This is a genomic window from Rhodococcus sp. HNM0563 (genome assembly GCF_012726195.1).
GTDB lineage: Bacteria > Actinomycetota > Actinomycetes > Mycobacteriales > Mycobacteriaceae > Rhodococcus.
Window position 1 is genome coordinate 65,089 of sequence record NZ_JAASAF010000010.1, and the last position, 10,686, is coordinate 75,774.

The 10,686-nt window shown below is 69.6% G+C and carries 10 protein-coding genes; 4 read left to right on the forward strand and 6 right to left on the reverse strand.

Translation table 11 applies throughout. From position 1 onward, the window contains the following. The first annotated feature begins 3 nt into the window (after positions 1 to 3). Genes HCA61_RS21290 through HCA61_RS21300 form a run of 3 tightly spaced genes read left to right on the forward strand, consistent with a single transcriptional unit; the run spans position 4 to position 4,117 of the window. The gene (locus tag HCA61_RS21290) at positions 4 to 1,623 is read left to right on the forward strand and encodes an amidohydrolase family protein (protein WP_346777619.1); all 1,620 of its coding nucleotides are present in this window, start codon (positions 4 to 6) and stop codon (positions 1,621 to 1,623) included. A gap of 20 nt (positions 1,624 to 1,643) precedes the next feature. Continuing rightward, complete coding sequence (gene lnt / locus HCA61_RS21295; RefSeq protein WP_169690290.1) at positions 1,644 to 3,308, forward strand: apolipoprotein N-acyltransferase; 1,665 nt, start codon at positions 1,644 to 1,646, stop codon at positions 3,306 to 3,308. Next, positions 3,308 to 4,117 (forward strand): polyprenol monophosphomannose synthase, encoded by an 810-nt coding sequence (locus tag HCA61_RS21300; RefSeq protein WP_169690195.1) that lies wholly within the window; start codon positions 3,308 to 3,310, stop codon positions 4,115 to 4,117. The genes lnt and HCA61_RS21300 overlap by 1 nt, the downstream gene beginning before the upstream one ends. A 61-nt stretch (positions 4,118 to 4,178) precedes the next feature. Here the strand turns inward: HCA61_RS21300 and HCA61_RS21305 are convergent, their stop codons facing one another. The 5 genes from HCA61_RS21305 to HCA61_RS21325 form a co-directional block, all read right to left on the reverse strand. Continuing rightward, a complete protein-coding gene (locus HCA61_RS21305; RefSeq protein ID WP_169690196.1) occupies positions 4,179 to 5,213 on the reverse strand; it encodes a diiron oxygenase in 1,035 nt (344 codons plus the stop codon). Beyond that, on the reverse strand, positions 5,210 to 6,151 hold the full coding sequence (locus HCA61_RS21310; protein WP_169690197.1) for a prephenate dehydrogenase/arogenate dehydrogenase family protein: 942 nt from the start codon (positions 6,149 to 6,151) through the stop codon (positions 5,210 to 5,212). The genes HCA61_RS21305 and HCA61_RS21310 overlap by 4 nt, the downstream gene beginning before the upstream one ends. Then, positions 6,148 to 8,265: an aminodeoxychorismate synthase component I gene (gene pabB, locus HCA61_RS21315; protein WP_247274800.1), complete on the reverse strand. Its 2,118-nt coding sequence runs from the start codon at positions 8,263 to 8,265 to the stop codon at positions 6,148 to 6,150. Before pabB ends, HCA61_RS21310 begins: the two co-directional genes overlap by 4 nt. A gap of 172 nt (positions 8,266 to 8,437) precedes the next feature. Then, a complete protein-coding gene (locus tag HCA61_RS21320; RefSeq protein ID WP_247274799.1) occupies positions 8,438 to 8,800 on the reverse strand; it encodes a chorismate mutase family protein in 363 nt (120 codons plus the stop codon). Positions 8,801 to 9,073: 273 nt separating this feature from the next. Then, positions 9,074 to 9,409 (reverse strand): RNA polymerase-binding protein RbpA, encoded by a 336-nt coding sequence (locus HCA61_RS21325; protein WP_054720842.1) that lies wholly within the window; start codon positions 9,407 to 9,409, stop codon positions 9,074 to 9,076. Positions 9,410 to 9,591: 182 nt separating this feature from the next. Here HCA61_RS21325 and HCA61_RS21330 point away from each other — a divergent pair, with 182 nt between their 5' ends. After that, entirely contained in the window at positions 9,592 to 9,924 is a 333-nt protein-coding gene (locus tag HCA61_RS21330) for a hypothetical protein (protein ID WP_169690198.1), read from the forward strand. A 24-nt stretch (positions 9,925 to 9,948) separates the two neighbouring features. Here the strand turns inward: HCA61_RS21330 and HCA61_RS21335 are convergent, their stop codons facing one another. Then, on the reverse strand, positions 9,949 to 10,551 hold the full coding sequence (locus tag HCA61_RS21335) for a hypothetical protein (protein WP_169690199.1): 603 nt from the start codon (positions 10,549 to 10,551) through the stop codon (positions 9,949 to 9,951). Positions 10,552 to 10,686 lie beyond the last annotated feature (135 nt).

Genomic DNA, 10,686 nt, shown 5'->3' on the forward strand with positions numbered 1-10,686 from the left:
CTCGTGAGTTCAGCACCGCGCACCCAGCTTCTCGTCGGCGGCCGCATCTACAGTTCCTCCGCGCCGGACGCGACCGCGATGGCGGTCACGGACGGGCGCGTCGTGTGGGTCGGTCAGGACCGCCCGGGGAGGGCATTGCATCCGGATGCGGAGGTCGTCGATCTCGACGGGTTGTTCGTCGCACCCGGATTCGTCGACACCCACATCCATGTCACCGCCCAGGGGTTGACGGTCACCGACCGCAACCCGCTCGCGGTGGACCTGGCCGACGTCGGCAGTGGCGCCGAGGTGCTGCGGCGGGTCTCGGAGTTCGCCGCGACCCACGACGACGCCGTCATCTGGGGGCAGGGCTGGGACGAGACCACCTGGCCCGACGACGCACCGACCACCGCGGCGCTCGATGCCGCCGCGCCGGGTCGCGCGGTGTATCTGGCGCGCGTCGACGCGCATTCGGCGGTGGCGTCGACGGTGTTGCGGCGGGCTGCGCAGGCCACCGGACTCGACGGCTATCATCCCGAGCGGCCGTTGACCGCCGCCGCGCATCACGCGGTGCGCGCGGCCGCGCAGGCCGCGCTCACCCCGCAGCAACGCGCCGCGGCGCGCACCGCGGCCCTCGACGACGCGGCTGCGCACGGGATCGTCGCGGTGCACGAGTGCGGTGGCCCCGACATCTTCGGCGTCGACGACTTCACCGAATTGCTCGCCTACGACCATCCGGTGCAGGTGCGCGGCTATTGGGGGCAGGCCGTCACCGCCGAGGGCCAGGCTCGTGCGGTGCTCGCGGACACCGGAGCGCACGCTCTCGGCGGCGACCTGTTCGTCGACGGTGCGTTCGGGTCGCGGACCGCGTGGTTGTCGGAGCCGTATCTCGATGCGCCCGGCTGTTGTGGCCGCACCTACCTCGATGTCGAGGCCATCGCCGCGCATCTGCGGGCCTGCACCGCCGCGGGGGTGCAGGCCGGATTCCATGTGATCGGTGACGCGGCGACGGCAGCGGCGGTCACGGCGATCGAGCAGGTCGCCGCGGAGCTCGGTGGGCCCGCCGTTGCGTCGTGCGGGCATCGTCTCGAACATGTCGAATCGGTGACGGTCGCGCAGGCGCAGGTGCTGGCGCGGTACGGGATCCTCGCGAGCATGCAGCCGGGATTCGATGCGGCCTGGGGTGGCCCGTCGGGGATGTATGCGCAGCGACTCGGTGCCGAACGGGCGGCCGCGCTCAACGATTTCGCGGCGATCGCCGCGACCGGGACGTCGCTGGCGTTCGGGTCGGATGCGCCGGTGACCGCGCCGCGCCCGTGGGCGATGCTGCGCGCGGCCGTGCACCATCGCACCGAGGGCAGCGGCATTTCGCCGCGGGCTGCGTTCGCTGCAGCGACGCGTGGAGCGTGGCGGGCCGGTGGGGTGCGTGACGGTCTGGCGGGCACGTTGGATCCGGGTGCGCCCGCGTCGTATGCGTTGTGGGAGGCGGGGGAACTGGTGATCAGTGCCCCCAAGGACGGGGTGCAGCGGTGGTCGACGGATCCGCGGTCGCGGGTTGCGCCGCTGCCGGATCTGAGCCCGGGCACGGCCGATCCGGTGCTGGTGCGCAGTGTGCATCGTGGCCGTGTGGTGTACGAGCGGTGAGTGCCGAGTCGCAGGATGTGATGCAGCGCAGTGGGTTCCGGTCGGGATCGGGTGTGTCGCTGAGGCGACGGTTGGTGCCGGTGGTGGCACGGTCGGTGGCTGCGGTCGGTGCGGGTGTCCTGCTCTTCGCGAGTTTCCCGCCGCGCCCGTTGTGGTTTCTGGCGCCGCTGGGCATCGCGGTCCTCGTTGCGGTGGTGACGGCCCGGCCGATGCGGCGGTGGGCGGGGTTCGGGTACGGCTATCTTGCGGGCCTGGGTTTTCTGGTGCCGTTGCTGCCGTGGATCGGGGTGTATGTCGGGCCGTTGCCGTGGTTGGCGTTGGCCGCGGTCGAAGCGTTGTTCATCGGCCTGTTCGGGGCGTTGGCGGTGCATCTACGGTCTCTGCCTGCGGCACCGGTGTGGATCGCGGCGGCGTGGTCGCTGACCGAGTATGCGCGGTCGTCGGTGCCGTTCGGTGGGTTTCCGTGGGGCCGGTTGGCATTCGGGCAACCCGACGGGTTCTTGGTGTGGCTCGCCGCGGTGGGCGGCGCGCCGTTGGTGTCGTTCGCGGTGGCGTTGATCGGTAGCGGCGCGGCCGCGCTCGCGGTCGGGAAGTGGCAGCGGCGGCACCGCGGCAGGTCGGGTGGTGGTGGTGGGCTGTGGGCGGCGGTCGCGTGGACGGCGCTGGCACCGCTGGCGGCGGCAGCAGCGTGGCCGTTGATCGTCACCCCGGACACCGCTGATTCCGACGGGCGGGAAGTGACCGTCGCGGCGATCCAGGGCAGTGTGCCGCGCCTGGGTCTCGACTTCAACGCGCAACGCAAGGCGGTGCTGGACAACCACGTCGCCCGCACCCTCGAACTCGCCGAGCAGGTTCGTGCCGGTCGGGCCGAGGCCCCGGACGTGGTGGTCTGGCCGGAGAATGCGTCCGATATCGATCCGTTGCGCAACGCCGATGCTGCCGCGGACATCACCGCGGCGTCCGCGGCGATCGGTGCTCCGATCCTCGTCGGCGCGGTGCTCGTCAACGGCGACGGCACCACCACCAATTCGGTGATCGTGTGGGATGCGCACTCCGGTCCCGGGGAGCGGCACGACAAGCGGATCATCCAGCCGTTCGGCGAGTATCTGCCCTATCGGTCGTTCTTCCGGTTGTTCTCCGAATACGCCGACCGGGCCGGGTTCTTCGTGCCGGGAGCCGGGGACGGCACGGTCTCGGCCGCGGGTATCACGATCGGGGTGGCCACGTGTTACGAGGTGGCGTTCGATCGAGCGTTCCGTGATTCGGTCGATGCCGGCGCGCAGATGCTGGCGGTGCCGACGAACAATGCCACCTTCGGCGACACCGAGATGACCTACCAGCAGCTGGCGATGTCGCGGGTGCGGGCCGTCGAGCACGGTCGCACCGTGGTGGTCGCCGCGACGAGTGGCGTCAGCGCGGTCGTCGATCCCGACGGTCGGGTGCAGCAACGCACCGCGTTGTTCGAGCCGGCCGCGTTGGTCGCGCACGTGCAGTTACGGCAGGACGCTACGCTGGCTAGTCGGTTCGGACCCGTGCCGGAGCTCGTGCTCTGTGTCGGGGCCGTGGTCGCTGCCGGCCTCGCCCTCGTGCGTGATCGTCGGCGACGCGATATGCCGGGGTCACAGCCCGACTCCGACACAGCATCAATCCCGGCCGACGGCCGGTTCGACAGGGAGGACCACTGATGGCAGCGGCGACGCCGGCCGGGGACATGAGCGCACCGAGTGCGCGCACCCTGGTGATCATTCCGACGTACAACGAACGCGAGAACATCGGACGGATCGTCGCGCGGCTGCACGCTGCGCTGCCGCACACGCACGTGTTGATCGTCGACGACGGCAGTCCCGACGGCACCGGTGCCCTCGCCGACGAACTCGCCGCTGCCGATCGTGACCCCGACGGCTCGGGTGGGCGTATCGAGGTGATGCACCGCACCGAGAAGAACGGTCTCGGCGCCGCCTACATCGCCGGTTTCCGGTGGGGTCTGGACCGCGGCTACACCGTGCTCGTGGAAATGGACGCCGACGGCAGTCATGCCCCCGAGCAGCTGCATCTGCTGCTCGAGCGGATCGATGCCGGCGCCGATCTGGTTCTCGGTTCGCGGTATGTGCCGGGCGGCACCGTGGTGAACTGGCCGTGGCATCGGGAGGTGCTCTCGCGCGGTGGGAACATCTATTCGCGTGTGGCGCTCGGAGTGGGCGTCCAGGACATCACGGGTGGTTATCGCGCGTACCGGCGGGAGGTGCTCGAAGCGCTCGATCTCGACGCGATCGCCTCGCACGGCTACTGCTTCCAGGTGGATCTGGCATGGCGGACTCTGCAGGCCGGATTCACCGTCGGTGAGGTGCCGATCACGTTCACCGAGCGGGAGATCGGGGAATCGAAGATGAGCGGCAACATCGTGCAGGAAGCGTTGCTCAAGGTCACGTTGTGGGGGCTCGAGTCGCGCCTGTCGAAGGGGCGGGCGCTGCTCGCGCGGGTGACCGGCCGCTGACACGCAGCGCCCTCAGGTCACCCACCGGGGCGGGTCGGCGGTGTGGTCTCAGGCCGTGGTCTCAGGCCGGATCGAAGGGGCCGCGCGCGACGAGGTCGGCTTCGACCCCGAGATGCCCGCACAACCGGCGGATGGCGGTGCAGTCCTGCACCACCGGCCGCCCGGCGGTCGCAGCGGCAGTGTCGGCGAGCATCGCCTGCCCACCGGGGATCTGCTCATGCGCCACGATGGCGGCCCAGGTACTCATGTCGTTTCCGGTGAACGCCTCGATGCCGGTGGCGAGCGCGTCGAGCAGGAGTTCACGTTCGGTGGCGTCGAGTTCGTCGAAGATCATCATGAGCAGTTCCCCGGCCAGGGAGCTGTGGCACAACTCGTCGCGGCGATGCACGGACACCGTGCTGCGGTTGACGTGCTGCACCGACTCGTCGCCGGTGAACAAGCCCAGGTAGGCGCTGATCGAGGTTTCGGCGACGGTGGTGAACGCCAATCGGATCAAGGCCGCATGCCGGGGGTCGAGGGCGTGGGCGATGGCCGCATCGTGGGCACGGACGGTACGGCAGGAGGGCAGCACCGCGTCGGGCATCGCCCAGCCGCGGCGGCGGCGGGTCAAGGCGTTGGCGTTCTGATGCATCAGTGTGTGGTATTGCTCGTCGACCATCGCCTGGAGCACCCCGACGGTGACCGTGTCGTGTGGGCCGATGCCGAACACGTCCGAGGTGATCAACCCGAATCCGGGATTGACGACGTGCTGTTCGATGTCGATGACATTCTTGTTGTATGCGATCCAGGCCCATGCCTCGACGCGGGCGCGGTGGTGCTGGTCGAGCGCGAGATAGCGGGGGTGGGTGTGGAACGGGATCATCGCCTCGGGAAAGTCGTGCAGGTCCGGCTCGAACATCGCGTCGAGGTCGGGTTCGGCCTTCTTGACCGCGGCGCGGCGCGGCCACGAGTGGGACAGTCCACGGATCACGGCGCTCTCGACGGGATCGGCCGGGTCGTGGGTGGGCAGTTCCGGGGGGCGGAGCCGGGCGCGCACCGGTTCGGCGGTGGCGGCGTCGGCGTGGGCGAGGGGGACGCCGAAATCGGGATCGATCATCTCGGGCCCCCGTTCTCGAGGTCGGATCCGGGTGCTGCGGACGGCAGCGTCGTCAGCAGCTGCCCGCATATCGCACGATACCGGTCGAGACCGGGTCCGAGGGCGGTACCGGCCCGGGTCATCGCCGCGGCGAATGTGTCGATCCGCTCGGGGTCGGCGGCGGCGTCGAGTTCGTCGAGGGCACCGCGCAGGGCGCGGCGGGCCTGCGCCGCGTAGGGGTTGGCCGCCTGGATGTCGTGGTACACCTGGGGGACGCCCGAGGCGACTCGCGCGAGAAGTGCGCGCAGCAGCAGGTGCGGGGGCGGGGCGGTGCTCTCGGTGGCCGGCGGGGGATCGAGGGTGTCGAGGGCCAACCCGAATGCGAGGGCGGTCGCGTGGGTCAGGGCCTGGGTGGTGGCGGTGATCCGGTCGTGTTCGTCGGCGTCGACCGATACGATGCGCACCTGTTCGCGGCGCAGCACCGTGAGAAACGCGTGCACGGGTGGTCCGGGGCGGTAGACGACGGCGGCGACGGGCCGCCCCGTCATCCCGAGGGACGGAGCGAACATCGGGTTGATGCCCAGGGCTGCACGGTCGGGCAGTTCGTGGTGCACGGCGTCGGCCATGACGGTTTTCACCGACAGGGTGTCGACGAGTAGGGCATCGGGACGCAGCAGGGCCGCGAGGGTGGGAAGTGCGGCGAGCGCAACCGGTTCTGGGACGGCGAGGACGACGGTGGTGGCTGCCCGCAGTGCGGATGCGGCGACGGGAGTCGGTGCCGTGATGTCGGCGCGGAGCGTCCGGTGATCCGAATCAGTTTGCGCAGCAGCATGTTCGGTTGCGTGTGCGTCGAGGACGTACACGGTGTGGCCAGCGCGGCGCAACGCCGCGGTGAGCATCGCACCGACGGCTCCGCACCCCCCTACGACGACGATGGGCCCGGTCGGTGCCGCTGTCACCGGCGGGTTCCGTCTGCCGGTGACGCCACGTCGACGGTGCCGGCTCCGTCGGCGTGAGCGGCTCCGCCGGTGCCCCCCGCGTCGGGGTCGGCGAGGCAGCGGCGCATCGCGACGGCCTTGACCAGGGTTTCTTCGAGTTCGTCGTCGGGGTCGGAGAGCGCGACGATCGCGCCGCCGATCCCGAAGCTGACCTGATGGTCGGTGGCGACCATCGTGCGGATGACGATGGACAGATCCACCGTGCCGGTCAGCGACAGGTATCCGAGTGCCCCGGAGTAGACGCCGCGGGGCCCGTCCTCGAGTTTGTCGATGATCTCCATCGTGCGCAGTTTCGGTGCGCCGGTCATCGAGCCGCCCGGGAATGCGGCCCGCACACAGTCCACCGCCGTCTTGTCGGGGCGTAGGGTTCCTCGGACAGTGGACACCAATTGGTGTACTGCGGAATAGGTTTCGACGTCGAAGAGCTCGGGGACGTGCACCGATCCGGGAATGCACACCCGGGAAAGATCGTTGCGTACCAGATCGACGATCATCAAATTCTCGGAGCGGTCCTTCTCACAGGTGCGCAGATGCTCGCGTAGGAGGTCGTCCTGCGCGGCGGTGGCGCCGCGCGGCCGGGTGCCCTTGATCGGCTTGGACTCGACGACGCGGTCCGACCCGATCCGCAGGAACCGTTCCGGGGAGGCGCTGAGCACAGCCAGGCCCGGAAAGCGCAGCAACGCACTGTACGGGGTGGGACTGATGCTGCGCAGGACCCGGTAGGTGCGGAGCGGATCGATGTGCCGATCGACGGTCGCGGTGTTGGTCAGGCACACCTCGTACGTTTCGCCGCTGCGGATCTCGGCGAGGCACTGGCCGATCAGGTCGAGATACCGCTGCGGGTCGTGCCGCACCCGGATCTTCTCGTCGCGATCGGCGCGCACCAGCAGCGGCGGCGGGGCGGGCGGCACCGAGTCGGACAGGGTGGCCAGTACCGCGGCGGTCTCGTCGAACCACGCCGCGGTGGCGGTCTCGCCCACCTGCTCGCTGAGCGCGAGCAGGTGGCAGCGCCCGGCCTCGTGGTCGAGGACGACGGCCCGGTCGGCGAACACCATCGCGGCGTCGGCGACGGGGGAGGTGTGCACGAGTTGACCGCCGGCGTCGGCTTTGAGTTCGTAGCCGAGATATCCCACGTAGCCGAGTCCGAACGCGCAGGGCAGATCGGTGCGGGCCTCGACGCGCCGTTCGGTGAGGCGACGGTCGAGATGGTCGAAGAAGGTGCGGTGATACGAGGCGCTGCTGCCGTCCGAACGGTGTTCGCGCACCAGGGTTTCCGCGACACTGTAGGTGACGAACTCGGCGCGGGGCCCGGAAGCGTCGCCCATGACCGTGAATCGGGACTCCGGTTCGAGTGCGTCACTGCCCTCGAGGAGGAAGCTGTGCGGGCCCGCGGCGAACAACGCCTCGTACACCGCGTGCGGTGCGGGGTGACAGTCGAGGGTGCGGCTCTCGAGCACGAATCGTGCGGCGGCCGGCGCCGGGGCGGGCGCGGCGACCCCGTTGCGGGTGGTGCGTGCCCGGGTCGTGGTGACGGCCCGGAAATTGTCGAGCAGTTCGAATCCGTAGTCGGTGCCGATCGACTCGGGGTGGAACTGCACGCCGAACAGAGGCCGGTGGCGATGCGCGACGGCCATGAGCAATCCGTCGCGGGTGCGGGCGAGGACCTCGAACTCGTCGGGGACGTCCTCGACGATCAGCGAGTGGTACCGCACGGCGGTCAATGGCGACGGGATCCCGGCGAACAGTCCGGTCCCGTTGTGCAGGATGTCGCTGGCGCGACCGTGCACCGGCTCGGGGGCGCGGACCACGGCGCTGCCGAACAGGTGGCACAACCCCTGATGGCCGAGGCACACCCCGAGCACCGGGACGTGCAGTTCGGTCAGCGCGCGGGCGCTGATCCCGAAATCGCGCTCGCGGTCCGGGCGGCCGGGGCCGGGGGAGATGACGACGTTGTCGAAGTCGAGGGTGAGGACGTCGTCCCAGGAGGTGTCGTTGGTGACCACGAGCGGGGCGATGCCGTTGACGCGGGTCAGCAGGCTGTAGAGGTTGTAGGTGAACGAGTCGTAGTTGTCCACGAGCAGGGTGCGGACCGGCGGTGCGGACCGGCCGGGCTGCGGTGACCCAGCGTGCGACGAGGACCCAGCGTGCGACGAGGACCCGGCGTGCCACGAGGACCCAGGGTGCCACGAGGACCCAGGGTGGGACGATCTGGGGTCGGAGGGGGACGCAGCCGCTGCCATGATCCGCTCAGCTCCGGCGCTCGGCGGGCGCGGCGACGCTCGGATCGCCCCCGGTGGTGGCATCGCCGTCGGCGACGATGAGGTCCTCGACCCGGCACGCCTCCCCGATCAGCAGGTCGTAGAGTTCGCGCACGAACTCGGCGGACAGCCCGTGACGTTCGGCATAGTCGCGGGCACGGCGCTGCACGAGTTGCATGCGGCCGGGTTGCAGCACCGCGATGTCGTGCTGTTGTTTCAGCTCGGCGACGCGCGTGCACAGCGCCAGCCGGTCCCGGACGTCGTCGAGAAGTGCGCGGTCGACGCGATCGAGCTCGACGCGCAACGCTTCGAGCGCGGTCTCGGGATCGGTGACGGTGTTGTTGTCGTTCACGTGTATTCACCCCCCGGGTGCTGCCCGACCGATCATCGTCGAAATATCGGTGCGTGGTGTGAAGGTGGTGCCGCCGACTGTTCTCGTCCGGCGGGTTCGCCCATAATTGCACGCCGATCCGCACGGTTGCCCGGCATTTGATCTTTTTGTGGCGTGTCTGCGACCTGACTCCGGGTGGGTCCTGCAGAAAAGGAAATGCCGTTGCGGGAAACAATTCCCGCAACGGCATCGCCGATTACGCCTGCCCGGGGTGAGGGCCACCCGTCGGGTCGCTCAGCCGCGCCTCTTGCTCTTGATCAGGTCGAGTCGCTCCTTGAGCAGTTCCTCGAGGTCCTCGACCGAGCGACGCTCGAGCAGCATGTCCCAGTGGGTGCGCGGCGGCTTGGTCTTCTTCGGCTCGGGTGCCGCACCCTCGATGAGGGTGCCTTCGAGACCGTTCTTGCACATCCAGGTGCCGGGGATTTCGGCTTCGTCGGCGAACGGCACGTCGAACTCTTCGCCGTTGTCGCAGCGATAGCGTGCCATCCGACGCGGCGCGAGATCGTGGTCACGGTCGGTTTCGTAACTCACCGCCCCGAGTCGGCTGCCTCGCAGTACACGATCTGCCATGGTGGTGTCCTCTCTCGTATTGCTCCGCCCGGTGGGGCCCGGCACTGACGCGGCGTGTGCCGGACGGTACCCACGTCCACACCATGTCAACGTCGGCGGGGCCGAATCCGTTCCCGAACCGGGGACACGGCCGATCAGCCAGTTTACCGGCACCGGTTCTGCGCTCGGTAACGTGTCACCCTATGTCCGGACCCGAGCGCAGACCAGCGAGCTGTCTGTGGTGCGGGCGACCGGTACCCGAGATCGGGACGGGTCGCCGCCGTCACTATTGCCGCCGGTCCTGCCGACAGCGCGCCTACGAGCAGCGGGTCACCGCGGCGAGCTCGGGTCTGGCCGCCGATGCCGTCGTGCTCTCGGCGGCCGAGGCCGAGGCCCTGACCGATCGGGCGTTCGAGGTGCGGTGTGCCGCCGAGGACGTGGCGACCGCCGTCGACGAAGGTGCCGATCAGGGTGAACTACGTCGGTTGTGCGCCGAACTGGTGGAGTTGGCGCGGGCGGCCGAGCGGCTGCGCTGAACATCCGGCGGCCGCCCGCTGCACTCACACGAAGAATCCGCCCATGGTGTAGATGACCTGGCAGAACGCGCCGTTGACATACTGGACCGACCCGAACAGGGCAGCCATGACGGGGCCGGGTCCCGGCGCGATGGTGGTGGACAGCTGCGGAACCCCACCGATCCGGTCGTCGAGCGTGGCGACACCGGCCCGGAAGTTCTCCATGTTCATCCACACGAATTTCAGGTCGGCGTCGGCGGGCTGCACGGGGATGGTCGGCTGCACGAACACCTTCATCTCCCCGAATCCGATATCCGGATCGGCGTGCGGGCCCGGATGCGCCCACCCGGAGGTCATCGCGAAGGGAGTGAACCCGCCACCGCAGCCCGGCCCGACCGACGGCGCGGGCGACATGAACGGCTGCGGAATGTTTCGGGGCGGAGGTTCGAGGATCGTCGGGGTGCGGGCGGCGTCGACCAGCCGGTCGAGAGCACCGACCACGTCCGGCGAACCGGCGAGCTGCGCGCGCAACTGGTCGACGGGCATTCCGGCGGGCGCCGGATCGGCGGCCGCGTGTGTGGGGGCCGTGACGGCTATCGCTGCGGCGAACAGGACACCGAGTGAGCGGGCGAATTGGCGACGCGACATCGGATGCTCCTTCGTGGGTCTGAGAGTGGTGCGTCAGACGGGAACAATCGTGGGGTACTGCGAATCGTGGGACAGATGTGATCCGAGTTTCGACAATAGGCACCGAGAGTGGGTTTCGTGCGGTTTCCGAATTTG

Coding starts and splice junctions, on each gene's coding strand:
- lnt (WP_169690290.1), top strand. CDS start 1,644: ATGCAGCGCAGTGGGTTCCGGTCGGGATCGGGTGTGTCGCTGAGGCGA.
- HCA61_RS21300 (WP_169690195.1), top strand. CDS start 3,308: ATGGCAGCGGCGACGCCGGCCGGGGACATGAGCGCACCGAGTGCGCGC.
- HCA61_RS21305 (WP_169690196.1), bottom strand. CDS start 5,213: ATGATCGATCCCGATTTCGGCGTCCCCCTCGCCCACGCCGACGCCGCC.
- HCA61_RS21325 (WP_054720842.1), bottom strand. CDS start 9,409: ATGGCAGATCGTGTACTGCGAGGCAGCCGACTCGGGGCGGTGAGTTAC.
- HCA61_RS21330 (WP_169690198.1), top strand. CDS start 9,592: ATGTCCGGACCCGAGCGCAGACCAGCGAGCTGTCTGTGGTGCGGGCGA.
- HCA61_RS21335 (WP_169690199.1), bottom strand. CDS start 10,551: ATGTCGCGTCGCCAATTCGCCCGCTCACTCGGTGTCCTGTTCGCCGCA.